Below are 24,910 nucleotides of genomic sequence, written 5' to 3' on the forward strand. Positions count from 1 at the left end.
CTGGCCACACGCTGTATCTCCTTGCCACACGCTGTATCTATATCGTTATAATTATTGTCCTTGTGCGAGACTATATGCTCTCTTATCTCCCCACATATTCAACAGTTCAGAAGAACAGATCTTGAAATCTCCGCTGAGGCTCACGTACAATCCCAGAACATCCTGCTGGTTCAGTGCAGATCCGTCGAGGCTTTCGAAGCGGACATTGTACTGGTTCACCAGGTTGGTGTAGATAGAACCTGTAGGCCATACCTGTGTACCGCGGTTGCTGATATTGATGAGGTTGAATTTCACGCCTGCATGACGCTGGCATTTCTTTGCGATCATATCTGGTTGTTCGTCACTTTCTATGAACATGTCAACGCCCACGATCTTCTCGTTTTCCATTTCTTTGGAAACCAGCATGGGGTTCTTTTCCAGCTTGAACACGGTTTGTGTAACAGGCATATTGGGCAGCAGTTCCTTTGCACCCTGTTCAGGCTTCTTACCGAAGTTGCCGATGATGGCTTCAGAGAATTGTGTAGTGTTGAGAGCGGTTTTGTTCTTATCGCCGAAGTCGCCGGTGCGGATACCCTGTTCGAGTGTGTATAACAGTGAGTTCTCAATGATAGCGGCATTCTCCATCAGGCCGAGGTGACGCAGCATAGCGATTCCACTGAGCAGGAGCGCTGTTGGGTTGGCGATATTTTTTCCCGCGATATCCGGAGCGGTTCCGTGAACGGCTTCGAAGATGCAGATATGATCTCCGATATTGGCGGAAGGAGCGAAGCCCAGTCCACCTACCAGTCCTGCGCAGAGGTCAGATACGATATCACCCTGCAGGTTGGTGAGCACCACCACATCGAATGTGTCCGGGCGTGTAACCAGTTTCATACAGAGATCATCTACGATCACATCGTCTGATTTGAGATCGGGATATTCTTTGGCTACCTCGTAGAAGCATTCCAGGAAGAGGCCGTCAGTGATCTTCATGATATTGGCCTTATGACCGCAGGTGATGCGGCGAGCGCCTTTCTTCTTGGCCATTTCGAAAGCGTACTTGATCACCTGTAGTGAGCCGGGGCGGGTAATGAAGCGACGGCTGAGGGCCACGTCGTGCGTGAGCATATGCTCGATACCACCATAAGTATCTTCGATGTTCTCACGTACAACGGTGATATCTATGGGAATCCCTGCTTTGGAGAAAACAGTGTCCACACCGTGCAGGGTTTGGAACACGCGTTTGTTGGCGTAAGTGTTCCAGGTTTTGCGGGCGGTTACGTTCACACTTTTTACGCCTTTTCCTTTGGGTGTTTCCATCGGCCCTTTGAAAAGGATACCGAGATTCTCAATGGTGTGTTGGGCTTCGGGCGTCATTCCATTGGAGAAACCTTTATCGAACACCCATTTACCCATTTCAACCAATTCATATTCGAGGGGAACTTTATTGGCTTCAAAGATCTTCAGCACGGCATCCATAATCTCGGGGCCAATGCCATCACCTTTGGCTACAGCTATTTTCATATATAAATAATTGATTGTATGTTTTTGTTTTTCGACAGGCAAAGGTATATTGCTTGTTGATTAAACCCCATTAAAATTGTGTGTATTTCCTTCAGGAGGGCTGGATTTTTGATTACCTTTAATAGTAAAGTGAAACTGCAGTACATGGTATCTAAAATTTCCGAGGGCATAGAAATCAGCGTAGAAACGTTTTACCAGCCGGATTACTCTAACCCCATTTCCGGTGAATATATGTTTGCGTACCGTATCACCATAGAGAACCATAACCGATTCCCCGTTAAGCTCAACCGTCGTCACTGGTATATTGCGGACAGTAATGGCAGTAACAGGGAAGTGGAGGGCGAAGGTGTGGTGGGTGTACAGCCTTCATTGCAACCTGGCGAACGCTATCAGTATGTGAGTGGTTGTAATCTTCGCAGTGAAATGGGAAAGATGTATGGCACTTATCAGATGGAGAACCTGCACAACAAAACCCAGTTCCAGGTGAACATTCCGGTATTTGAGATGATAGTGCCTTTTAAGATGAATTGATTGCTGCAATAAAAAAATAAACCTGCCTGGGGTCGGCAAGTTTATCGTAGCATCCTTATCGTTACTTCACTTCCTGGATAATTTCCTTATAACAATTATGACTATCGTTTGATGGCGATGATTTCATAATGCGCCTCATCACTGTTATCTGAATCCAATGTATTTCCATAAAATGTCTGGTTCTTGTATTTTTCGGTAATGGACTTGAGTAGTCCATCGTTATCGAAAATGTAGGAATATTCTGAAAGGTTCGTTCCTTTGAAAATATTACTTTCTGATACAGGGGCCGGTGGAATTCTCACTGATAATGTTTCGTACTTCTCTGGTAAATGAGCTGAGAAAACCTCGGTGGGTCTGCCCGTCATTATTCCAAACGCTGTGTATAACAAAAATGCTGTTCCATTTCTCAGAAGCAGGTTCTTATGAGATGTGTATTTCATGTCTGACCAATAGCGATAAGGATAGCCAGGATAATCAGATGTGATGAAAGCATACACTACATTCCCATCTGCATTATAGCTGAATTCTAATGCCCTGTAATTTGACGGACTGATCTTAATGGGCCTGCCTTCAACATCATATTCATAAGTGGTTGTACTTGATAGCCCGTTCATTTTACTCACTCTTCCATTCTGGTCGTAAACAAAACCAGCTTCTGATTGAGACCCCCAGGTCTTTGTGCTGGTGTTGTAAAACCATTGAGAGAATCCTGTAACCTTTCCATTTTCATATTTGTATTCTACCTTTTGATAAGGCCTGGGATCAGGAGAATCATTGGTGTTCTCTAAAAATTCGGCAACTGTAAGCTGATCTTTTTCGTTGTAGGTCAATTTATACCTGCCATAGTTATTATCCATCTCGGTGATCAAATATTCATCTGAAGGTTCCTGTTCTTCGGGAGGCGGATCATTTGTTTCTTTCTGGCAGGAAAACAGGAGTACAGAAACACTGATCAATAACAGGCTTATAGCCCTGTGCAGGGATAGAAAATACTTGTTCATAAAAAGAATTTGTTGCGGGAATGAGTTCAATAGGAATATAGGATCCAAAATCCCGCTCTGAGAAGTTCAGTGGCTGTGGCAGGAAGACCTAAGGTACAATTATTTTGGAATCGGTTATTCGCCCAATCTAATTATCGAATCCTGTAACTGCTTACAGGATAATTGGTAGTTGTTTCCGATTGATACACCAGCAGATCATCTCTTCTGTCTTCCATCAATATTTTCTCAGTAATACCAGTGAGCAAACCGGACCCATCAAAAAGATAACTATAGCTGAAAATTGTTTTGGATGTGAACGTGGTGGCCGGTGGAAACAAATCTCCGGGAATATTGGAAATGGGGCGGGTTGTAATAATTTCCCATTTTTCTGGTAAGTGTGCTGAGAAGTAACGAACAGCGTCGATGGGTTCATGTAGCGACGCATTCAAATAAAGCAGCAGACCGATCCGTCCATTATTGAAAGGATTCTTATGATTAGTGAAAGTGATGTTTGAAGTTTTGGTACCGCTTGAGCCGTTTGGAATATTCTCCGGTACAACATTTCCATTCTTATCGTACGTCCATTTTTTTCCGGGACCCACATCGGAAAAACCGGTTGGCCTTCCCTGCGCATCTGCGGTCCAGTTGACCGGCAGGTAACTGGGGTTTTCATTAACGATCTGCTGCAGTACGCCTTTGCCGCTCCACTTCAAAGTTGAACTGGTACTCACATTGATATCGCCCGTTGCAATACTGGTGGCCAATTTTACCGGAGTGCTGTTCACATACTCAACATTAGTAGTGGCAATGGAAAAAGAAGCGATGGGTAAAGGCAGTGTATTTTGTTTGTATTGCTTTGCTACGATTGTACTGATCAGGTTCTGATCAGTATAGGTAAGCTGCACTTCAGTTGCCGGTGCTTTGTAAGAACTGATCCTGATACCCGTGTCATTGGAATAGGCTTGCTTGTTATCTTTTTTGCAAGAGAAAAGGAACAAGCTGGAAACAATAAAGAGAGAATATTTCATACCTCACAAGGTTAAGGGTGTTTGTAGCAGGTAGATGCTTTGTCAAGAAAAATACACAAAAAATCGGTGAAAATCGTTGCCCCGGGCAGCCTTATCATAAAAAATGCGCCTCACGGGGAGGCGCATTTGCAAAATAATTGAGGATAAAAAGATTACAGTGTTACTGTTTTCTTCATACCTACTCTATACAAAATATAACCCATCAACGCAAAGAAACCGGCGCCGAGGAGGTAATAACCTGTTTCACCAAGACTTGCAGAAAGACCATGTTCCACACTGATCTTCTCAAGTCCCTCACGGATACCAGTATTCGCAGAAAGGAAGGCCACGATCACTCCGGCAATAGCGCCACCGGCAACAAGACCAGTTGCAAAGAGATTGCCTTTCTGAAGGTCTTCTTCGGCACCTTCAATGAGGTCGCCTTTCTTCTTTTTCCTTCTGTCTACGATACCACGGATCATACCACCGATGAAGATTGGGAGTGTGGTAGCCAGCGGCAGGTAGATACCGATAGCGAAAGACAATGCTTTGATACCGCAAAGCTCGATGAAGATGGCGATGAATACACCAACCAGTACAAACTGCCAGTCGAGATCACCACCGAGGATACCTTTGATCAGGGTTGCCATCAATGTACCCTGGGGAGCAGGGAGACTGGTAGTACCGATTGCGTGCTGGATTCCATCCTGCACCATTTCAGGAGTGGGAGTATCAAGTACTTTAATGGTAAGACCGATCACAATGGAAGAAACGATCGCTCCGACAAACAATGAAAGTTGCTGGAATTTCGGCGTAGCTCCAACTATATAACCGGTTTTCAAATCCTGGGATGTATTACCGGCATTGGCCGCAGCGATACAGATCAGACCGCCCACTACCAGCGCCATTGGCTCATATACTTTACCAGTCCAGCCCACGGCGATGAACACCAGGCAGGTACCCATGATCGTTGCAATGGTCATACCACTGATAGGGTTATTGGACGAACCGATCAACCCCACGATACGGCTGGATACAGTTACGAAGAAGGCGCCGAAGATCACAACCAGGATACCGATCATCAACTTGCTGACGAAACCTTCGCCGGGAATGGCATTCAGTAAAGTAATCAGAATGATCAGCGCCAGTACGCCAAAACCTACCACTTTCAGGGAAAGGTCTTTATCGGTACGCTCTACTGCTTCAGTACCCTGTCCGCCTTTCAGAGAACCAAGACTTCCTTTGAAAGAAGAGATAATGGTTGGAATGGTTTTGATCAGCATGATGAAACCGCCGGCTGCTACTGCACCCGCACCGATCTGGCGAACGTAAGCGAGGTAGATAGCCTGTGAGAAATCTCCGAAAGTTTTATTCACGGGATCCCAGTTACCGGCGCCGCCAGCCACTGCAATATCTTTCAGGTAACCGATCTTATTCAATTGCATGGCGATGGCCATTGGATCTACCAGTGAAGCCAGCAGGGGAATGAACACGAACCAGCAAAGTACTGAACCGGCAACCAGTACACCACCGATCTTCGGTCCAACGATATAACCTACACCCAAATATTCAGGTGTGATCTCACCGCTCAGTTTTGCTGAGGGAAAATATTTATTAGCCTGTTTGGTCATGAAGTAAGGCGTTTCTGCAATCAGGTGCAGGATCTTCTGGAAGAAGGCATATACCACGGCAACGCCCAAACCTAAGAAGGCTGTCTTTGCAAAGTCGCCACCTTTCTCGCCTGCCTTGAGTACAGAAGCACAGGCTGTTCCTTCGGGATAAGGAAGGTTGCCATGTTCTTTCACGATCAAAGGACGACGGAGCGGGATCATCATCAGTGTTCCGAGGAAACCACCGAGAACCGCGAGGATGAGGATAGTGAAATAGTTGAAATAATCAGCGCTGCTGGGATCGCTCAGGAAGAGGAATCCGGGAAGCGTGAACACCACACCGGCGGCAATGCTCTCACCCGCGCTACCAGTGGTCTGGATGATATTGTTTTCCAGGATGGTGGTTTTGAGGAAGAGACGGCTGAGGGTGATGGCCATCACGGAAATGGGAATGGAGGCTGATACGGTCAAACCCGCTTTCAGCGCGAGGTACACAGTTGCTGCACCGAAGATGATACCGAAGATCGCCCCTGTTATCACAGACTTAAAGGTGAACTCCGCCATCTTCATGTCGGCCGGTACGAAAGGTTGAAACTTTTGTTCTGACATAGTTTAGCGTTGAATTTAGAAACCTATTTCACTGTACCCATTCTTTTTTCCATCCAGTAGGACAGCGAAAAGAGCAATGCTGCAGCAATAGCGCTCATCACCACAAACAGCATGAAGAAATCGTATAGGTTGTTGATTTGGTAACCGAGGAATTGTGTGGGTCCCTGGCTGGGTAATAACGCTCCGAGACGACCGCCGAATTTATTGGCCACCGCATTCGAAAGGAACCATACACCCATCAGGATGGAAGTGAAACGGGCAGGCGCCAGTTTATTCACCAGTGAAAGGCCAATGGGCGACAAGCAAAGTTCACCAACTGTATGCAGGAAGTAAAGACCCAGCAGCCACATCATGCTTACTGTGCCTACAACATCTTTCACGCCATAAGCGATGAGCAGGTAACCTGCAGCCAGCAACAAGAGACCGAATGATTGTTTCTTCGGAGAACTTGGCTCCATATTGTGTTTACCCAGGAATTGCCAGAACTGGCTGAGGAAGGGAGCCGTCAGGATCAGCCACATCGAGTTCACACTGTTGAACCAGCTTGCAGGGATCTCTGTAAGATCGTAGGCCGTGCCCTGTACATAATAATATATAGCAAGTACAACAGCCGCAATGGCCAGACCCGCAAACAATTTTTTCAATTCAGATGGGATCTCCATCATTCTTTGCAGGAAATAATACAGAACAACAGCAATGGCCAGGATGAAGAGGATTACATTACCCATGCTGGTATGCACTTCATAGCTCCGGTTGGTATTCCTTTCTGCAAATAATGTGAGTGAAGAGCCGGCCTGCTCAAATGCAGCCCAGAAGAAGATCACAAAGAAAGCAGATATGAAGATAACGATCACCCTTCCTCTTTCAGAAGGAGTAAGGGATTGATCGAAAAGGATCAGCCCGGATACAGCTATCGCAACACTGAAAATGAAGCAGCCGATATAATCGAGATCGCCAACATACCTGAATACAAAGAACATCGCCAGGCCGATGGCAGACCATACGGCAACTGATACGAAAGAAGATTTATTGCTTTCACGTGCGCGGCCTTCTTCATTTTTGATATTGTTCTTGTTGGGACCGATACCGATGCCATTGCCTTCGGGGTCCACAACATATTTATTCTTCAGGAAGATAAAGAAGAGAGTACCGAAAACCATTGCAACCGCTGCAGCCATGAAGCCCCATTTGAAAGCTTCGGGGATCGGGTTCTTGTTTTCATCGTACAGGTTTCCTAATCCACCGCAGACCAGGGGACCGATGAAAGCGCCGAGGTTGATGCCCATATAGAATATGGTATAAGCAGAGTCGAGCCTTTTGTCTCCTTTCGGATACAGATGCCCCACCATGCTGGAGATATTAGGTTTGAAGAAGCCAGTACCCAGTGAAAGCACTGCCAGGCCAATCCACATGATTGTATGAGCGAGGGGAACATTGGTATACACAGATGCACTGAAGAACATCAGTAACTGACCGGCAGCCATCATGAATCCGCCTACAACAATTGAACGGCGATTGCCCCAGAGTCTGTCGGCAAAATATCCACCCAATAATGGAGTAAGGAATGCAAGTCCCGTGTAGCTACCATAAACGCCATCGTTGGCGTAGCCATCTGTCATCATCAGGCCGTTAACAACGTACAGTACCAGCAGCGCGCGCATGCCATAGTAACTGAATCGTTCCCACATCTCTGTAAAAAATAGAACAAATAATCCTTTGGGATGCTTTCCCGGATTTCCCGCAGCGGGTGAATTCATATAATGGATTTTGGGTGTTGCAATCGTTGTGGATCGTGCTTCAGGGCCCGGAGAGAAGTCAATTTCCGATTAAGGCCTACGTGTTTAGGGATACACGATCCCGCTGCAAACCGCCCTCCGGCTGTGTCCGATCCATTTTAGCGGCGTAAAATAGTGAAAAATTCACCATAGTGCCGGATTCATCAATAAAATTCGCCAAATCAAGGGTGAATACCGAAATTCGCACGGTCAAAAAAGGTTAGCATAATAATATATGAATATTTTACTACTTGGCTCTGGCGGCCGCGAACATGCACTGGCCTGGAAACTGGTGCAGAGTGCTCATTGTGATCAGTTATTCATTGCACCGGGTAATGCCGGCACCGCGCAGTGCGGCACCAATGTGGCGCTCTCAGCCACCGACTTTCCTGCTGTGAAGGATTTTGTTTTAAAGAATGCGATCGGCCTGGTGTTGGTTGGTCCCGAAGAACCTCTGGTAAAGGGCATCACAGATTTCTTCAGGAAAGATGAAAGCCTGAAACAGGTAGTGATCATCGGACCATCGCAGTACGCTGCACAGCTCGAAGGCAGCAAGGCATTCGCCAAACAGTTCATGCAACGTCATGATATTCCCACTGCGGCTTACCGCGAATTTGATGCAACCAACTTCAATGACGGCGTTGAATACCTGAAACAACATCCATTACCGGTAGTGTTGAAAGCAGATGGACTGGCCGCCGGCAAAGGAGTGCTGATCTGTCAAACTACGGAAGAAGCTGTGAGCGAATTTGAGCAGATGATACAGCAGAGCAAATTCGGTGAAGCCAGCAAAAAAGTAGTGGTGGAAGCTTTTCTCTCCGGTATCGAGCTGAGCGTATTTGTGCTCACCGACGGTAAATCTTATGTGCTGCTCCCCGAAGCCAAGGACTACAAGCGCATCGGCGAAGGCGATACCGGTCTGAACACAGGCGGGATGGGCGCTGTAAGCCCCGTGCCCTTTGCTGACCAAAGCTTCATGAAGAAAGTAATAGATCAAATCATCGAGCCAACGATAAAAGGTCTTGAAAAAGAGAACTTCGATTATAAAGGATTCGTATTCTTCGGCCTTATTAAAGTAGGCAATGATCCCTATGTGATCGAATACAACTGCCGGATGGGCGATCCCGAAACGGAAGTGGTAATGCCGCGACTGGCTTCCGACCTGGTGGAAATGTTACTGGCTGCCGACAATGGTACATTGGCGCAGTTGAAGGTGGAACAGGATCCTCGTGTAGCCTGCACCGTAATGGCGGTGAGTGGCGGCTATCCAGGAGATTATAAGAAAGGTCTTCCTATCAGTGGTCTTGATACTGAATTACCTGCTGACAGCCTGCTGTTCCATGCCGGGACCGGCATCCGCAATGGCATCACGGAAACCGCCGGTGGGCGTGTGCTCTGCGTTACATCTTATGGCAATTCCGTCAAAGAGGCTGTAGGCAAATCCAGGAAAGCGCTGGAGCAGATCTCTTATGATGGCATGTACTACCGCAACGATATTGGTTACGAGTTCTGATAAACGTTTTAAGCTATATGAAAGAAGTACACTACAATGATTACCTGGAGCTGGACAAGATCCTGGACGCCCAGTTCCTGGAAAGTGACAAGCTCAATCAGCATGCGCATGATGAAATGCTGTTCATCGTCATTCACCAGACTTATGAGCTCTGGTTCAAGCAACTCTTGTTTGAAGTGAATTCCGTGGCGGAGATCATGGAAAAACCCGTGAACGATAATTCCCCCGGCCTGCAAACCGTTGTTCATCGCCTGAACAGGGTGGTATCCATTCTAAAAGTGCTGGTGCACCAGATCGATATCATGGAAACGATGACACCGATGGATTTCCTGGACTTCAGGGATATGCTTCGTCCTGCATCCGGTTTCCAGAGCTGGCAGTTCAAAGAGCTGGAAGCCAGGCTGGGACTTAAATACCAGCATCGTCATGGCCAGGAATATTATATTTCACAGCTTCGTCAGCAACAGATAGACATCATCAAAAAAGCAGAATCACAGAAGAGCCTGCTGCAATTATTGAATGGCTGGCTGGAAAGAATGCCATTCTTTGAAGAAGGAAATCTCTGGGCTGAATACAAATCCCTGGGCGCCGATCCCGGAAATACAGGCCTGCACCAGTTTTGGGCCGATTACCGTCAGTTGTATTCCGGTAGCCTGGCTGAAGCGGAGAATGCCAACAAAGCCTATTTCGATAAAGTATTCCTGGATTCATCTGCCAGCGAGGAAAATCAACTGAGCCCCCGCGCCAGTCGGGCTGCACTTTTCATCATGTTGTACCGTGGTTACCCGATCCTGCAATTGCCTTTCCAGTTGCTCAACAATTTGCTGGAGATCGATGAGCAGATGAGTACCTGGCGATACAGGCATATGAGTATGGTGCATCGCATCATCGGAACCCGCATCGGTACTGGTGGCAGTACCGGTAAAGAATATTTAAAAGGCGCGCTGGACAAGCATTATGTGTTTGCCGAAATCGCCAGGCTGACCAGCTTTCTCATTGAAAGAAGAAGGCTGCCTGAACTGAGCAAAGCCATGGAAATGAGGCTTGGATTTGTGCAGAAGTAAGGAGTAGAAATTTATTATTAAGTCGACAATTTTAATACTACGTGTTAAATTTGTCGACTTATTTTGTTTTATCTCGACAATATTGAAAATATTCTTTCCGTCCTGCCGGCCAGGGTTCAGCCATACTTTTATCGCTCACCGGGTTGGGGCTGAGATAAACCTTGTGCTTGGATTTTCATTAGGAGAAGGGGTAACGGCGATTCCTTTGAATGAGATAATGAAAATGTTATTGGAAAGACACCCGGTTTAGAAATCTGCATGTGGCAGGATTGTTGCCGTAAGGAACTTTCTTCTCCTGAGACTGCACCAGGAGTGAAGAAAAGAAGATGATGAATAAAACAGGGCCAGTTTTTTCTATTTGCGTTCATTTTTCTCCGTGAATAGTACTTCAATTGTCAGAAAAATGAAATACTTTTCAAAATACAATTTACGGTAGTAAGTGGCGTTAGTGCATAGAAAGGATACAGGCTTTGCTGGTATCCACACTTGTTGAAAAATTACTGTCCGGATCACAGTTTCGCTGTGATTACACTTTGTTAGTATCGATTATTTAATTCAATTTTGCAGGCATAACTTTCAATCCAAAAATCTGACCTTTCAAAATGGGCTTATTCAACTTTTTCACCCAAGAGATCGCGATTGACCTGGGTACCGCTAATACCCTGATTATACATAACGATGAGGTAGTGGTGAATGAACCGAGTATAGTGGCGCTGGACCGTAATAACCTGAAGAATGTATTGGCGGTAGGGAAGAAGGCCCTGATGATGCACGAGAAAACGCACGAAAGCATCCGCACGATCCGTCCCCTGAAAGATGGTGTGATCGCGGACTTCAATGCTGCCGAGCTGATGATCCGTGAACTCATCAAAATGGTGTATCCCAAGAAACCCCTGTTTCCCCCAAGCTGGAGGATGATGATCTGTATTCCAAGCAGCATCACGGAGGTGGAGAAACGCGCTGTTCGCGACAGTGCGGAGCAGGCGGGAGCCAAAGAAGTGTACCTGATCCATGAGCCCATGGCGGCGGCACTGGGTATCGGGATCGATGTTGAAGAACCAGTTGGTAACATGATCATCGACATAGGTGGTGGTACTACCGGTATCACAGTGATTGCACTGGCCGGTATCGTGTGCGACCAGAGTATCCGTATCGCAGGTGATGAATTCACGGCGGATATCATGGAAGCCCTCCGCCGCTACCATAGCCTCCTGATTGGTGAACGTACTGCCGAACAGATCAAGATCAATATCGGCGCAGCCATGAAGGACCTGGACAACCCGCCTGATGATATCCCCGTCAACGGTCGCGACCTCGTAACCGGTATCCCCAAACAGATCATGGTGAGTTACCAGGAAATCGCGGAAGCGCTGGACAAGAGCATCTTCAAGATCGAAGAAGCCATCCTCAAAGCCCTGGAAATGACGCCGCCCGAGCTGGCTGCCGATATCTATCGCAGAGGCCTTTACCTCACTGGAGGTGGCGCCCTGCTCCGTGGCCTCGACAAACGCCTCAGCCAAAAGATCAAACTGCCGGTACACGTGGCAGACGATCCGCTGAAAAGCGTTGTTCGCGGAACCGGCCTGGCCCTGAAGAACTACGAGCACTATCCGTTTGTAATGCGTTAGGACTTTTAAAACTTACCTCCTTTGCGTAACATTTTTCTCTTCATCAGAAAATTCTTCAATTTCTTTTTCTTCCTGGTGATGCAGATTACCGCGCTGTACATGCTGTTTCATTACAATGAATTCCATGAAGCAGCCTTTATGGGCGTAGCCAATGATATTACGGGTAAGCTCAGCAAACGCTACAACAACGTTGAATACTACTTCCATCTCAAAAAGACCAATGAGAGCCTGGTGCAGGAAAATACCATGCTCAGGAACCTGCTCAAACAGGATTTCGAAGTAGCCGATACCAGCACTGCGCTAAGGATAGATTCCATTCCCTACGATACTACCGGCATCCGCCGCAAATACCTGTACCGTGATGCAAAAGTGGTGAACCGCTATCTCATCTTCCCCAACAATTATTTCACACTCCACCGCGGAGAAAAACAAGGAGTGAGAAAAGATATGGGAGTGGTCAGTCCCGATGGCGTATTGGGAGTGGTGGTGAACACCGGCGATAACTACTCCGTAGTGATGAGCCTGCTCCACCTGCAAAGCCGCATCAGCGGCCGCGTAAAGAAAAGCGGAGAAACAGGACAGGTGTACTGGGATGGTAAAAGCCCTTCCACTATTTTCATCAGCAACCTTCCGAAAAGCGTACCCATCCAGAAAGGCGACAGTATCGTTACCAGCCAGTACGGAACTTATTTCCCCCAGGGGGTACTGATTGGAACAGTAATGGAAATCATTAACGATAAATCCAGCAATTTCTACACCCTCAAACTCAAGCCTGCTACTAACTTCGGCAGTGTTGAGCATGCATTGGTGATCGAAAATCTGCAGGCTGATGAACAAAAGAAATTAGAAGAGGCAGTAAAAAAGAATCAATGAGCGATCTCGTCAGAAATATTATCCGGTTCTTCCTGTTTATCCTGATACAGGTATACGTGTTGTTCCGTATTCCACCGATCCACAGTTTTGTGGTGGCGTACCTGTATTTCCTTTATATCCTCTGGCTGCCTTTCAATATGCCCAGGATGGCAGTTACACTGGTGTCTTTCCTGTTGGGGCTATCATTGGATTTCTTTACAAAAACTCCGGGTCTGCATGCTGCGCCCTGTGTGCTCATCGGATACCTGCGGCCCTTCCTCATCAATATCCTGATCCCGCAGGAAGGAGCTGATAAAAGCTATAAATCGCCTTCCCCCACAAGTATGGGATGGGCTCCCTATGCTACTTATGTTCTGATCCTTACTTTTATACATAATTTCTACCTGGTATTGCTGGAATGGCTATCGGTGAAATCATTTATATTCCTCCTGGGTAAGGTGGTGGCAACAACCGGCATCAGCCTGTTGCTGATCATGATCACTGAACTGCTGTTTTACAGGAAAGAGAAATTCAGGACCAATTCCGCTTAATGCAGGATTTGTTAATTGTACCGGATACTTTCAGGTTGTTCTTATTTTTGTATATTGATCTGCCAATCCTATGGCTTTATTTAATCAGTCGCGCAGTAATATCATCCGTCTCATCTTCGTTGGTGTATTCCTCATCATTATCGTACAGTTATTCAATCTGCAGATATTATCAGGGAAATACAAGCAACTGGCTATGGATAATGCCGTATTCCCGAAAGTGAAATACCCGGACCGCGGGATCATTTACGATCGCAAGGGAAGACCCATTCTCAATAATACCATCATGTTCGACCTGGTGGTTACGCCCAATGAAGCGCGCAAGACCGATACATTCGGTCTCTGCGAGATCCTTGGCATCGATACAGCCGAGTATCGCAAACGCATGCTGGATGCAAGGTTCAAGAATGGGCCTTATCGCCCGTCCATTTTCCAGGGCCTGCTCACGCCTGAGCTCCATGCCCGGCTGGATGAAAATATCTGGAAGTTCCCTGGCTTCGCCCTCATCGAAAGACCTGTGCGCGTTTATCCCTACAATGCGGGTGCGCATATCATGGGTTATATCGGTGAAGCCGATTCCTCCATCATCAAACGCTCGGGTGGTTATTATCGCATGGGCGACTACGTTGGAAGGTCAGGCATCGAAGCTTATTATGAACAGGTGCTCATGGGACAGCGCGGTGTGGAATACCTGATCAAAGACAATAAGAACCGTCTTGTTGGAAGCTATGAGAACGGCATCTTCGATACTGCTGCTATTGCAGGAAGAAATCTTCGTACCTATATAGATATCGATCTCCAGGTGCTGGCGGAAAAACTGATCCGCAACAAAGTGGGCGCCGTGGTTGCCATCGATCCAAAAACAGGTGGTATCCTGGCCATGGCTTCCGGACCTACTTATGATCCCAACAGTCTAACCGGTCCCAACAAACAAAAGAATTACGGACAGCTGGCGCTGGATGTGGCAGGCCCATTGCTCAACAGGGCTATTGCCGGTTTGTATGAACCAGGTTCAACATTCAAACCATTGGGTGGTCTCGTTGCTCTGAACGAAGGAGTGATCACACCTAGCTATGGATATAATTGCGGAGGCAGGTATTACGGATGCGGACATGGTAAACCTGCCTGCACGCACAGCAATCCCGGTCATGCCGCCAACCTTCGTCTCGCAATCGCTAATTCCTGCAACTCCTATTTTGTGCAGGTGTACAGAAATACGGTAGACAATCCCAAATATGGCAACGTGAAGAAGGGCTACGAAAAATGGAGAGAGTACATGAATCATTTCGGGCTCGGTGAACGCACAGGTGTTGACCTGGTGAGTGAGCAGGCCGGACTGATCCCGGACACAGCCCGGTACAACCGCGTTTATCGTGGTTCCTGGAACAGCTGTACCAACCTAACGCTGGGTATCGGTCAGGATATGATGCAGACTACGCCTTTGCAAATGGCCAACGCCATGTGTATAATAGCCAATAAAGGATATTATTACACGCCTCACTTTGTGCAGAAGATAGATGATGAAAGTGCCATGGACACCTTGATGAAGGAATTCAGGAAGAAACATGAAGTGCTTACCAATATCTCGGAAGATGCCTATGAAGCCATCATGTCCGGAATGCAGCAGGTGGTGGATGGTTCCGCGAGCCGCGCAAAAGTAGCAGGGATCGAGATCTGTGGTAAAACAGGTACTGCCGAAAAATACCGCGTGATCCAGGGAAAAAGGATCAAGCTGGATGATAACTCCGTGTTCGTTTGTTTTGCGCCAAGGCATGATCCGAAGATCGCGCTGGCAGTTGTAGTGGAGAACAGCGGCTTTGGTAATACCTGGGCGGCGCCTATTGCCGGCCTGATGCTGGAACGTTACCTGAAAGACAGTATCCCTGCTGACAGAATGAAAGAAGTGGACAGGGTCGCGAATGCCAACCTGATGCCCAGTTATATCAAATATCTTCAGTACATAGAAGATTCAGCCCGCGCATATAACTGGGCTGAACGTTATAAAGACAGTTCACAGATCAGGAAATTCTATCGAAACAATCCTACCCGTCCTCCATTCCCTTCTTCAAGGGATAAACGCAGGACAACAATGGTAGTACCGGATCCCCGATTGTTCAACAAACCCTTCAACGCATAACTGGCATGAACCAACGAAATCCTGCAATATCGAAAGGCGTAGACTGGGTGATGTTCTGGTTGTACCTCCTGCTGGTTGGCATCGGGCTGATGAGTATATTCTCCGTTACCTATCATGATGGAGACAATGTGATACAGACCTTTCTCGGTTTCAAAACGGATTACAGCAAGCAGTTCTATTTTTTTATCGTATCGATGGTATTGGGACTGTTCATACTGCTCACCGATAGTAAATTCTTTACCGCAACCGCCAATATCTGGTACGCCGTGGGGATGTTGCTGTTACTGCTTGTGTTTCCTTTGCATACGGCAGTGAAAGGAACTGAGTCCATCATCCGTATCGGCGGCTTCAATCTTCAGCCGGCGGAATTGATGAAAGTGTTTGTGAACATGGCATTGGCGAAATACTTGTCGCGCGTTGAAACAGATTTCAGCAAGCCGAGGTCACAGCTCATAGCTGCTGCTATCGTGGTATTACCGGCGCTGATCACAATTGCGCAGAAAGAGACCGGTCTGGCGCTGGTATTCTTCTCTTTCTTCCTCGTGATGTTCCGCGAAGGTTTGCCGCCCGGGTACCTGATCATAGGATTCTCACTGGCGGTGCTGGTTGTGGCTACATTGGTAGTGGATAAAGATGTGCTCGCTATCATACTAACGGCTATTGCAGCAGGTGCCATTTATATTCTGCGCAAACAGATACGGAGAAGTCGTGCCGTATTGTTCGTGATTGTGGGCATATGGGTAGGGTGTGTGGGCGTGCAGAGGTTTGTGGTGCCGTTCCTGTTCACCAAGGTATTTGCAAAGCACCAGGTGGAGCGGATCTTCTCGCTTATCGGTAAAGAGAATCCATATGCGGCGCTCAATACAGTAGAGGGCGAGGAAGAAGCAGTACCTGTCAAAAAGAAAGATACAGATTACAATGTTCGTCAGAGTAAGATCGCGATCGGTAGCGGTGGCTTTGTTGGCCGAGGTTTCCTGAAGGGAACGCAAACCCGTTTCGATTTCGTTCCGGAGCAGCGAACGGATTTCATCTTTTGTACCATTGGTGAAGGCTTCGGATTTGTGGGCAGCGCTCTTGTACTGGGGATTTATCTTTTCTTATTGCTAAGGATCGTAACCATCGCCGAAAGGCAACGAAGCGTATTCAGTCGTTGTTACGCTTATGGTGTGGCTTCGGTCTTTTTCTTCCATATAGCTATCAATGTTTGCATGACCATCGGTCTCGCACCTGTGATCGGAATTCCGCTGCCTTTGATCAGTTATGGCGGTACTTCCTTACTTTCGTTCTCCATTATGCTGTTCATCCTGATCAGACTGGATGCAGACAGGCAGATGGTGTTGCGTTAGAAACAAAAAACAGTGTGTATGAAAATTATTCCACTCAGTGAAGGTTCTTTTACGATCGACAAATCAAAACTATTTGTTCCCTTCGACCTGGATAATGATGACCTGCAGGCGCGCCCAACAGGAAGCCTCCTGGTAGAAGTGCAACCTTTTGTTGTGATCACTTCTGAAGATATTCTACTGCTCGATACCGGCCTCGGTTTCCAGAAAGATGGAAAACTGCAATTGCATCGCAACCTGATGGAGCATGGTATCAACCCTTCCGAGATCACCAAAGTGCTGATGAGCCATTTACATAAGGACCATGCCGGCGCAGTGAGCGATGTGCATCCCACTGATCCGTCAGCACCACGCCAGTTGAGCTTTCCGCAGGCAAAATATTATGTGCAGCGAAAAGAATTCGAATTTGCTTTTGAAACAGGGTTCCCTTCTTTTATCACGGATGAGCTGGAATGCTTGCGCGATGCACCTCAGGTGCAATGGCTGGAAGGCGACGGCGTGATAGACGGATATATCAAATATGAGATTACCGGTGCGCACAGCCCGTTCCACCAGGTTTTCCGCATTGTTGATGGCGGTGAGACCGTTTTCTTCGGAGCCGATGATGCGCCGCAACTCAACCAGATGAAAAGTAAGTTCGTGGCCAAATACGATTACGATGGGAAGAAGGCCATGGAGCTGCGCAAACAATGGTGGGAAGAAGGAGAACAGAATAAATGGACCTTCCTTTTCTACCATGATGTAAAGAACCCGGTATACAAATTCTGAAAATAAAAAAGGCTGCATCGTAACCTGGATGCAGCCTGATAGCTAACCTATGAAAAACACGAGTAGAGACTTGTTCTTATTCTGAAGCTCTTGCACCTTTTTCTCCTCTTTTCTTTTTTCTTTCCATCCATTCCTTCTTCAACATGGTGCCGAACTCTTTTTCAGCTTTATAAAAAGCATTTACTTTTTCCGGAGGTAATGCCTTGCTGAATTCTGAGTTATATTTTTTCCGGATAGCGAGTACTTTCTCTTCCACTTCCAGTTCAGGAGTATTGTTCTTTCTGGCATCATTGCGCACTTTGCGCAGCTCTTCAGCATATTTGTTGTAAATAGGCCAGAACTTTTGCGCTTCTTCGGGCGACAGGTTCAATTTGCTGGTGAGATAAGCGATCTTGATAGCAGCTACTTTATTGCCGGCGCTATCCTTCCTGCCCGGCCCGCTCTGTGCAGTTGCTGCAAAACTGAGCGCCAGGAACAAGGTAAGTATTGAAAAAATTTGTTTCATAATCTGTTCTTTAATTATAGGCATTGATGATGCTGCTGTTCTTTTCCACGTACTGTTGCAGTTCTTCGTCACTTACATCGGCCAGCAGATCATGCATATCATTGTTGTCGAATTCCGTATAAGCGATGGTGTTACCTGCGATCTCAGCAGCGAGCGCCTGATCATCTATAAAGCGGATCAGTTCCTCATCAGGTACCTGCTGGATAGCTACTGTTGTTGTTGGATTTTCGGTTTTTGATGATGGCTGGAAATACCACCATGCTCCGGTGATCATTACTGCCAGAACAGCGGCTGCGGCTATATATCTGCGTAAGACATTGCGGTTGGCCATCTTCACCACTTTTGCCGGCTGCCCAGATTGTACTTTACTCAGAATAATACCGGGCAGTTGATCAAAATAACCCGTAGGCACTTCATACAGAGATGCATGTTTGAGATTATGAAGAACGGGTGAGAAATCATCCAGTTCTTCCTGAACAAAAGCTACAGCCTTTGTTTCTGCCAGCGTATTCCCGGATAAACCCTCGAAATAACCTTCCGGTAATTGGTAGGGAGTTTTCCTGGAAATGCTGCCCAGCAGTGGCGACAGGGTCTGCAGTTCATCGGCTGCATTGTCTGATCCGCCTTTGACAGTGGTCAACGCAATGGATGGCAGTTGCCCGAAATAGCCTGCCGGCACTTTGTAAGGAACAGGCAGCGGGAAACTGGAAGCCAGCACCGGGCTTATTTCCTTCAATTCTTTTAATATGTTGTTACTGCTTTCCATGAGCACTTAATAGACCTGATTTGTTAAGAGAAGTTTAATGGTTCAGGATATAATCTTCCACTTTTTTAACGGCATGGTGATAAGATGCTTTGAGTGCGCCTTCGGAGGTATCCAGTACGCGGCTCATTTCTTCGTAAGGCATCTCGTCGTAATACCTCAAAGAGAAAACGACCCTTTGTTTTTCAGGCAGTTGCTGAATGGCCAGTTGCAATTTCCATTCGAGTTTATTGGCATCAAAGTCTTTATCTGCTTTGATCTTGTTTTCCAGGTTGCTTTCCACCTCGTCCAGGGAAACAGCTGTTCTTTTTTTCTGTTGCTCCATAAAGCTGAGGCATTCATTGGTGGCAATACGATACAGCCAGGTATAGAGCTGTGCGTCCTCCCGGAAATTCTCGAGGCCTTTCCAAACTTTGATGAACACATTCTGCAAAACGTCATTGGCGTCTTCGTGTTCTACAACCATTCGTCTGACATGCCAGTACAGACGCTCCTGGTATTTTTTTATGATGGCAGTAAAAGCGCTTTCCCTTGTTGATGGGTTACGGAAAAGGGTAAGCAGTTCACTGTCCTGAGTGGTTACCGCCATAGGTTAGCTGTTTATTAGAGATTGGATTAAAGATACAGTAATTGGTTTAAAAGGCTGAATGGCAAGGTATTGTTAAAGAGCATATAATCGTATAGCAAGAAAAGATGATTACCAGTGGATTATTACGATTTCCGCAGGTTTTGTCCGGTAAGCAAAAATAAAACTCCTAAATTCATAACTATTTCGGACATTTCAATGCTATCTCTATATTGCATATTGCAATCTAAGAAGGCTGTTTTTAAGTCCAGGTAAATTTCCTCAAATGGTACCAGTAGTCGATAAGATATTAAAAAAAATAAATGAATGTATTGAAAATGAAACTTTTAAGGAAGTTGAAACAGACAAAATTGAACTTAAAGATCTTTCTACTGGCGATAATTGGAAAGAGCTTTACAAATCTGTTAATGCCTTCCTGAATACAAATGGTGGAATTGTTATTATTGGAATAAATGAGGCAAAGGATAAGAGTAAATATACTTTCAGGGGATTCAATCCCAACAATGAAAGTAAACTCAAAGAACTTCCAGGATTGTTTACATCAGATGAAGGGAAGCCATTAGACCTATCGGATTTTATTAGAACGGATTTATTTGAAATAGTGGATTTCCGTGATGGAAGAGTTTGCATTGTTCCGATTGAAAAGTTGCCGGATGATAAAAAATATGTACTATTTGAAGGGAATGCGTACGAAAGAAAGTTAACTGGAGATCACAAGATTACAAGAAATGAAATAGAAACGCAAAAAGAACTTAGAGCAGAATTGGAGTTGGCGAGAGAGCTTAGAACTGTTGATGATACTTCCCTGGAAGATTTAAGCATTGATAAGCTTAACGATTATATTCAGCGATTGAACCAGGGAATGAAAGTAGAAACACTAAAAGCAGATATCCCTTCAGCCTTATCTTTTTTGGAAAGGAAGAAGTTTGTAATAAATGCTAAACCAACATTATTAGGTATGTTGGTTTGCGGAATGAATATTTACGATTATGTTCAGGGAAGGTGTCAGGTAGATGGGTTTGTTGAAAGTCCGATAGACATTGCAGGTAACAAGAAAGTATTTAAGGACAATGTAATTCCATTGCTGGAAAGTAGTCTGGGGTTTGTGATTACTAATATTTCAACTGGTATTAGTACAGCAAAAGGAGGGTCTACTACTTTTGAATACCCGGAAAGATTAATCAGGGAGACTGTCAATAATGCGCTGGCTCATAGGGATTACAGTGTAAATAAATTTGTAAATATTACGATCGCGCCCGGGAATCATATCGAAATCAGAAATCCAGGGAAGTTTAGGAACGAACAAATCTTACGTAGCAATGATTCTATTCCGATACGTAGGATTATTCCGATTCCCAAAGCCCAAAACCCCAGATTAGCTGATGTTCTAAAATCTTTTGATCGGTGGGAAGGCAAAGGTTGGGGGATGTCTTCATTGACGAGCCTCGCACTTGAAAATAAGGTCGATATCGCTTACTATGTTTTGTATGCCGAGCAGGATATTGGATTGTTCATCAATAAAGGTCGTGTTCTGGATGAAGAGGCCGAGTGGTGGCTTAGGAGTTTTGGAGGATATATTTACAGAAAAACCAATGGCCGTGATTTAACTGAGGAACAAAAGACCGTATTATCTTATTTCTACAAGTCAGAAAGACTTAACAGGATCGAAAAATATACAATTGCATTAACGCCGGATAACAATCATTTTGCAGTAATATCCCAGTTAGAGGATTGGGGGCTAATTTACAAACATCCAAACGGTCCTGATTTGTATCCTGTTTATTTAGTTGATAGAACGCTAACCAAATTTGATTTTATAGACGATTTAAGGCGAATCTTTGGAGGAGCATATGATGACCTTAAGCTTGATTATAAAGACGTTCTCAATGTGATTTATCATTTTAACGAGTTCAGCCAAATCAATAAAGATGTAAATGCCGCGCAGGTCGGAGATTTCCTTTACTTTAGAAAAAATCAGAAAATTTTAGATGTCAAACATTATAATGATTATAAGAGGAAGGTTCGCAATATTATTAATAGCCTAACAAATAAAATGTACTTACTAAAAGTTGATGGCCGGCCTAATTACAAAGTGAACACCAACTTCAAGCGAACAAAGTCTTTATTTGATCAATAAAAAAGAGCTGCACATTTCTGCACAGCTCTTTTCAAATATTCTGAAAGGAATTATTTCCTCTTCATTACTTTTTCTACTGCCTCGATAATATTGGGCGTATCCAAACCGTACTTGGTGAGCAATTGATCAGGTGTTCCGCTTTCACCAAAAGTATCATTTGTACCAACGTACTCGATGGGAACAGGGAAATGACGGCTGGCCACTTGTGCAATACTATCGCCCAATCCACCAATGATATTATGTTCTTCAACAGTCACCGCGCATTTAGTTTTGCGGATGGATTTCAGAACAGCTTCTTCATCGAGCGGTTTGATGGTATGTATATTGATCAGTTCAACACTGATGCCTTTTTCTTCGAGTGCTTTACCGGCTTCGATCGCTTTCCAAACCATATGTCCGCAGGCAAAGATGGAAACATCGGTTCCTTCGGAGAACTGTTGTGCTTTTCCGATCACAAAGGGTTGGTTCAGATCAGTGAAGATAGGCCATGACGGACGTCCGAAGCGGAGGTAAACCGATCCCTGGTATTCGGCAACAGCCATGGTTGCGAGCTTAGTCTGGTTGTAATCGCAGGGAACGATCACCGTCATACCGGGCAGCATTTTCATCATGCCGATATCTTCCAGGATCTGGTGTGTAGCGCCATCTTCTCCGAGTGTAAGGCCTGCGTGAGAAGCGCAGATCTTTACATTCTTTCCGGAATAAGCGATGGATTGACGGATCTGGTCGTACACGCGGCCGGTAGAGAAGTTGGCAAAAGTGGTGGTGAAGGGGATCTTGCCGCCGATGGTGAGACCAGCTGCGATGCCCATCATGTTTGCTTCTGCAATGCCTACCTGGATGAAACGCTCAGGAAATTCTTTCATGAACTGGTTCAGCTTCAGGGAGCCGGCCAGGTCAGCAGTTAATGCGATAATATTGGGATTGGAGCGCGCTGCTTCAACAATGCCATCGCCAAAACCGCTGCGCGTATCTTTTTTACCTGTGGACTGAATATCTTTAAGCATGATAATAATTTGGTGGTGCAAAGTAAAGGAAAGTCTGGTTAATTCAGGTCAACCGGCTTGCTCTGGTAGAATTTTTCGTCCAGCTTCAGCCTTTGTTCCCATTTCCAGGCGGTAGACAGCATGTCTTCCAGGCCATAGCGGATATCCCAGCCCAGTGATTGGACGGCATAATCGTTATTGGCGTAAATGGCTATCACATCGCCCGGGCGACGGGGTCCGATCACATAGTTCAGTTTCACGCCGCTTACTTTTTCAAATGTATTGATCGCTTCCAGCACTGATACTCCATTGCCGGTGCCAAGATTGAACACTTCGCAGCGTTTGGTATTGCGGCCTTCGATCAGGTATTTGATGGCGAGCGTATGTGCATGGGCGATATCACTCACATGGATGAAGTCGCGGATACAGCTTCCGTCGCGTGTATCATAATCTGCGCCATGAACGGTCATCTGTGGCAGTTTGCCGATGGCTGTTTGTGTGATGGCGGGAATGAGATTGGCTGGTCTGCCGATGGGCAGTTCGCCGATCAGGATGCTGGGGTGTGCGCCAACCGGGTTGAAATAACGGAGAAGCACACACTGAGCGCTGGCCGTTTTGGAAAACTCGTTGATGATCTGTTCGCCCATTTGCTTAGTATAGCCGTAGGGGGATTCTGCAGGTTTGGGAGGCGTTGCCTCTGTAACCGGGATCACATCAGGGTTTCCGTAAACAGTGCAGGAAGAGGAGAACACGAAATGTGGAATATTGAACTCCTGCACACATTTGAGCAGGTTGATCAGGGAAACCAGGTTGTTCTCGAAATACATCAACGGTTGTTCCACAGATTCACCCACAGCTTTGTAAGCGGCAAAATGGATGATGCCGGAAATATCACTGTTTTCCTGGAAGATCGCGAATGTATCGTCGAAATTGCACAAGTCAACTTTATAGTTCTTGATTTTTTTACCGGTGATCTTTTCGATGCCTTCGAGAATACGCGGCGTAGATCTTGAGTTATTGTCTACAGAAATCACATCAAAGCCATTTTCAACCAGATCAACGATTGTGTGGGAGCCTATATAGCCACAACCGCCGGTAACGAGTATCTTGCTCATTGGTAATGAATAGTAGTGGTGTTTATTGTTCTTTTAATACGTTCATCAGATATTGACCATATCCGCTTTTCAGCAGGGGTTTGGCCATCACTTCCAGTTGTTCCCTGTTGATGAAACCTTTCCTGTAAGCGATCTCTTCGATGCAGGCGATCTTGATCCCCTGCCTTTGTTCAATCACCTGCACAAACTGTGAAGCCTGCATCAGTGAATCGAAAGTGCCGGTATCCAGCCAGGCAGTGCCTCTGTCCAGTATCGATACTTTCAGTTTTCCTCTTCGAAGATATTCTTTATTTACATCAGTGATCTCGTATTCTCCGCGTGGACTGGGCGCCAATGCTTTGGCGATGGACACCACTTCATTATCGTAGAAATAGAGGCCGGGCACCGCATAATTGCTTTTGGGTGATTCGGGTTTTTCTTCGATGGAGATCACATTTTTGTTCTTATCGAATTCAACAACACCGTAGCGTTCGGGATCGCTCACGTGATATGCGTATACGATGCCGCCATCGGGTTCTGTGTTTTTAGACAATTGTTCGCCCAGGCCTGCTCCGTAGAAGATATTGTCGCCCAGCACCAGGGCCACATTATCGTTCCCGATAAAATCGGCGCCGATCACGAAAGCCTGTGCCAGTCCATTCGGAACGGCCTGTTCGGCATAAGTGAACTGTAAACCCCACTGCGTGCCATCTCCCAATAATCTTTTAAACTGAGGGAGATCATAGGGGGTGGAAATGATCAGTATCTCTTTGATCCCTGCCAGCATAAGGGTAGACAGCGGATAATAGATCATGGGCTTATCATAAATAGGCATGATCTGCTTGCTGATAGCGTAGGTTATAGGGTGCAGCCTTGTACCGGAACCTCCTGCCAGAATTATTCCTTTCATCAGATATAGCAGTTTTAATGAGTATAATTGGCTGAATGAATGCTCAAAATAATAAGAAAGC

General features: G+C 46.0%; 21 protein-coding genes. 10 read left to right on the forward strand and 11 right to left on the reverse strand.

Annotated features, from left to right (window positions below; genetic code table 11):
- Window positions 1-51: 51 nt before the first annotated feature.
- Window positions 52-1,503: an isocitrate/isopropylmalate family dehydrogenase gene (locus D9Y29_RS12700; protein WP_127128648.1), complete on the reverse strand. Its 1,452-nt coding sequence runs from the start codon at window positions 1,501-1,503 to the stop codon at window positions 52-54.
- A gap of 144 nt (window positions 1,504-1,647) precedes the next feature.
- Here D9Y29_RS12700 and apaG point away from each other — a divergent pair, with 144 nt between their 5' ends.
- Window positions 1,648-2,034, forward strand: a complete 387-nt coding sequence (gene apaG, locus D9Y29_RS12705; RefSeq protein WP_127128650.1) for a Co2+/Mg2+ efflux protein ApaG — start codon at window positions 1,648-1,650, stop codon at window positions 2,032-2,034.
- A 101-nt stretch (window positions 2,035-2,135) separates the two neighbouring features.
- Here the strand turns inward: apaG and D9Y29_RS12710 are convergent, their stop codons facing one another.
- From D9Y29_RS12710 to D9Y29_RS12725, 4 genes are all read right to left on the reverse strand, one after another.
- The gene (locus tag D9Y29_RS12710; protein ID WP_127128652.1) at window positions 2,136-3,035 is read right to left on the reverse strand and encodes a hypothetical protein; all 900 of its coding nucleotides are present in this window, start codon (window positions 3,033-3,035) and stop codon (window positions 2,136-2,138) included.
- A 131-nt stretch (window positions 3,036-3,166) separates the two neighbouring features.
- Window positions 3,167-4,042, reverse strand: coding sequence for a hypothetical protein (locus D9Y29_RS12715; protein ID WP_127128654.1), 876 nt, complete (start codon window positions 4,040-4,042; stop codon window positions 3,167-3,169).
- A 152-nt stretch (window positions 4,043-4,194) separates the two neighbouring features.
- A complete protein-coding gene (locus tag D9Y29_RS12720) occupies window positions 4,195-6,240 on the reverse strand; it encodes an OPT family oligopeptide transporter (protein ID WP_127128656.1) in 2,046 nt (681 codons plus the stop codon).
- Window positions 6,241-6,263: 23 nt separating this feature from the next.
- On the reverse strand, window positions 6,264-7,997 hold the full coding sequence (locus D9Y29_RS12725) for a peptide MFS transporter (RefSeq protein ID WP_127128658.1): 1,734 nt from the start codon (window positions 7,995-7,997) through the stop codon (window positions 6,264-6,266).
- A gap of 253 nt (window positions 7,998-8,250) precedes the next feature.
- Here D9Y29_RS12725 and purD point away from each other — a divergent pair, with 253 nt between their 5' ends.
- The 8 genes from purD to D9Y29_RS12765 all read left to right on the forward strand — a co-directional run bounded on the left by purD (window position 8,251) and on the right by D9Y29_RS12765 (window position 17,868).
- Window positions 8,251-9,528 (forward strand): phosphoribosylamine--glycine ligase, encoded by a 1,278-nt coding sequence (purD, locus tag D9Y29_RS12730; protein WP_127128660.1) that lies wholly within the window; start codon window positions 8,251-8,253, stop codon window positions 9,526-9,528.
- Window positions 9,529-9,545: 17 nt separating this feature from the next.
- Window positions 9,546-10,592 (forward strand): tryptophan 2,3-dioxygenase, encoded by a 1,047-nt coding sequence (locus tag D9Y29_RS12735; protein ID WP_127128662.1) that lies wholly within the window; start codon window positions 9,546-9,548, stop codon window positions 10,590-10,592.
- 602 nt (window positions 10,593-11,194) lie between these two features.
- Entirely contained in the window at window positions 11,195-12,220 is a 1,026-nt protein-coding gene (locus D9Y29_RS12740; protein WP_127128664.1) for a rod shape-determining protein, read from the forward strand.
- A gap of 21 nt (window positions 12,221-12,241) precedes the next feature.
- Complete coding sequence (mreC, locus tag D9Y29_RS12745) at window positions 12,242-13,093, forward strand: rod shape-determining protein MreC (RefSeq protein WP_127128666.1); 852 nt, start codon at window positions 12,242-12,244, stop codon at window positions 13,091-13,093.
- On the forward strand, window positions 13,090-13,623 hold the full coding sequence (locus tag D9Y29_RS12750; RefSeq protein ID WP_127128668.1) for a rod shape-determining protein MreD: 534 nt from the start codon (window positions 13,090-13,092) through the stop codon (window positions 13,621-13,623). The genes mreC and D9Y29_RS12750 overlap by 4 nt, the downstream gene beginning before the upstream one ends.
- A gap of 70 nt (window positions 13,624-13,693) precedes the next feature.
- A complete protein-coding gene (mrdA, locus tag D9Y29_RS12755) occupies window positions 13,694-15,757 on the forward strand; it encodes a penicillin-binding protein 2 (protein WP_127128670.1) in 2,064 nt (687 codons plus the stop codon).
- Between the two features lie 5 nt (window positions 15,758-15,762).
- Window positions 15,763-17,103, forward strand: coding sequence for a rod shape-determining protein RodA (gene rodA / locus D9Y29_RS12760; RefSeq protein ID WP_127128672.1), 1,341 nt, complete (start codon window positions 15,763-15,765; stop codon window positions 17,101-17,103).
- A gap of 18 nt (window positions 17,104-17,121) precedes the next feature.
- On the forward strand, window positions 17,122-17,868 hold the full coding sequence (locus D9Y29_RS12765; protein ID WP_127128674.1) for an MBL fold metallo-hydrolase: 747 nt from the start codon (window positions 17,122-17,124) through the stop codon (window positions 17,866-17,868).
- A 76-nt stretch (window positions 17,869-17,944) separates the two neighbouring features.
- On the opposite strand, the gene D9Y29_RS12770 is transcribed toward D9Y29_RS12765, so the two are convergent.
- The 3 genes from D9Y29_RS12770 to D9Y29_RS12780 are packed head-to-tail and all read right to left on the reverse strand — an operon-like array spanning window position 17,945 to window position 19,725.
- The gene (locus D9Y29_RS12770) at window positions 17,945-18,373 is read right to left on the reverse strand and encodes a periplasmic heavy metal sensor (protein ID WP_127128676.1); all 429 of its coding nucleotides are present in this window, start codon (window positions 18,371-18,373) and stop codon (window positions 17,945-17,947) included.
- Between the two features lie 10 nt (window positions 18,374-18,383).
- The gene (locus D9Y29_RS12775; protein ID WP_127128678.1) at window positions 18,384-19,139 is read right to left on the reverse strand and encodes a hypothetical protein; all 756 of its coding nucleotides are present in this window, start codon (window positions 19,137-19,139) and stop codon (window positions 18,384-18,386) included.
- A gap of 34 nt (window positions 19,140-19,173) precedes the next feature.
- The gene (locus D9Y29_RS12780) at window positions 19,174-19,725 is read right to left on the reverse strand and encodes an RNA polymerase sigma factor (RefSeq protein ID WP_127128680.1); all 552 of its coding nucleotides are present in this window, start codon (window positions 19,723-19,725) and stop codon (window positions 19,174-19,176) included.
- 262 nt (window positions 19,726-19,987) lie between these two features.
- Here D9Y29_RS12780 and D9Y29_RS12785 point away from each other — a divergent pair, with 262 nt between their 5' ends.
- Window positions 19,988-21,859, forward strand: a complete 1,872-nt coding sequence (locus D9Y29_RS12785) for an AlbA family DNA-binding domain-containing protein (protein ID WP_127128682.1) — start codon at window positions 19,988-19,990, stop codon at window positions 21,857-21,859.
- A gap of 50 nt (window positions 21,860-21,909) precedes the next feature.
- On the opposite strand, the gene D9Y29_RS12790 is transcribed toward D9Y29_RS12785, so the two are convergent.
- Genes D9Y29_RS12790 through rfbA form a run of 3 tightly spaced genes read right to left on the reverse strand, consistent with a single transcriptional unit; the run spans window position 21,910 to window position 24,849 of the window.
- Window positions 21,910-22,866, reverse strand: coding sequence for a transketolase family protein (locus D9Y29_RS12790; RefSeq protein WP_164735391.1), 957 nt, complete (start codon window positions 22,864-22,866; stop codon window positions 21,910-21,912).
- A gap of 38 nt (window positions 22,867-22,904) precedes the next feature.
- Window positions 22,905-23,960: a UDP-glucose 4-epimerase GalE gene (gene galE / locus D9Y29_RS12795; RefSeq protein WP_127128684.1), complete on the reverse strand. Its 1,056-nt coding sequence runs from the start codon at window positions 23,958-23,960 to the stop codon at window positions 22,905-22,907.
- Window positions 23,961-23,982: 22 nt separating this feature from the next.
- Window positions 23,983-24,849 (reverse strand): glucose-1-phosphate thymidylyltransferase RfbA, encoded by an 867-nt coding sequence (gene rfbA / locus D9Y29_RS12800; RefSeq protein ID WP_127128686.1) that lies wholly within the window; start codon window positions 24,847-24,849, stop codon window positions 23,983-23,985.
- Window positions 24,850-24,910: the final 61 nt, after the last annotated feature.

Source organism: Pseudoflavitalea rhizosphaerae (assembly GCF_003991355.1).
Taxonomy (GTDB): Bacteria; Bacteroidota; Bacteroidia; order Chitinophagales; family Chitinophagaceae; genus Pseudobacter; species Pseudobacter rhizosphaerae.

Bases quoted from the DNA above. Each gene is read 5' to 3' on its own strand.
- galE (WP_127128684.1), bottom strand. From the start codon at position 23,960: ATGAGCAAGATACTCGTTACCGGCGGTTGTGGCTATATAGGCTCCCAC.
- rodA (WP_127128672.1), top strand. From the start codon at position 15,763: ATGAACCAACGAAATCCTGCAATATCGAAAGGCGTAGACTGGGTGATG.
- rfbA (WP_127128686.1), bottom strand. From the start codon at position 24,849: ATGAAAGGAATAATTCTGGCAGGAGGTTCCGGTACAAGGCTGCACCCT.
- D9Y29_RS12740 (WP_127128664.1), top strand. From the start codon at position 11,195: ATGGGCTTATTCAACTTTTTCACCCAAGAGATCGCGATTGACCTGGGT.
- apaG (WP_127128650.1), top strand. From the start codon at position 1,648: ATGGTATCTAAAATTTCCGAGGGCATAGAAATCAGCGTAGAAACGTTT.
- D9Y29_RS12780 (WP_127128680.1), bottom strand. From the start codon at position 19,725: ATGGCGGTAACCACTCAGGACAGTGAACTGCTTACCCTTTTCCGTAAC.
- D9Y29_RS12720 (WP_127128656.1), bottom strand. From the start codon at position 6,240: ATGTCAGAACAAAAGTTTCAACCTTTCGTACCGGCCGACATGAAGATG.
- D9Y29_RS12725 (WP_127128658.1), bottom strand. From the start codon at position 7,997: ATGAATTCACCCGCTGCGGGAAATCCGGGAAAGCATCCCAAAGGATTA.
- D9Y29_RS12770 (WP_127128676.1), bottom strand. From the start codon at position 18,373: ATGAAACAAATTTTTTCAATACTTACCTTGTTCCTGGCGCTCAGTTTT.
- D9Y29_RS12750 (WP_127128668.1), top strand. From the start codon at position 13,090: ATGAGCGATCTCGTCAGAAATATTATCCGGTTCTTCCTGTTTATCCTG.
- D9Y29_RS12700 (WP_127128648.1), bottom strand. From the start codon at position 1,503: ATGAAAATAGCTGTAGCCAAAGGTGATGGCATTGGCCCCGAGATTATG.
- D9Y29_RS12710 (WP_127128652.1), bottom strand. From the start codon at position 3,035: ATGAACAAGTATTTTCTATCCCTGCACAGGGCTATAAGCCTGTTATTG.
- D9Y29_RS12785 (WP_127128682.1), top strand. From the start codon at position 19,988: ATGGTACCAGTAGTCGATAAGATATTAAAAAAAATAAATGAATGTATT.
- D9Y29_RS12735 (WP_127128662.1), top strand. From the start codon at position 9,546: ATGAAAGAAGTACACTACAATGATTACCTGGAGCTGGACAAGATCCTG.
- purD (WP_127128660.1), top strand. From the start codon at position 8,251: ATGAATATTTTACTACTTGGCTCTGGCGGCCGCGAACATGCACTGGCC.
- D9Y29_RS12775 (WP_127128678.1), bottom strand. From the start codon at position 19,139: ATGGAAAGCAGTAACAACATATTAAAAGAATTGAAGGAAATAAGCCCG.
- D9Y29_RS12765 (WP_127128674.1), top strand. From the start codon at position 17,122: ATGAAAATTATTCCACTCAGTGAAGGTTCTTTTACGATCGACAAATCA.
- mrdA (WP_127128670.1), top strand. From the start codon at position 13,694: ATGGCTTTATTTAATCAGTCGCGCAGTAATATCATCCGTCTCATCTTC.
- D9Y29_RS12790 (WP_164735391.1), bottom strand. From the start codon at position 22,866: ATGCTTAAAGATATTCAGTCCACAGGTAAAAAAGATACGCGCAGCGGT.
- D9Y29_RS12715 (WP_127128654.1), bottom strand. From the start codon at position 4,042: ATGAAATATTCTCTCTTTATTGTTTCCAGCTTGTTCCTTTTCTCTTGC.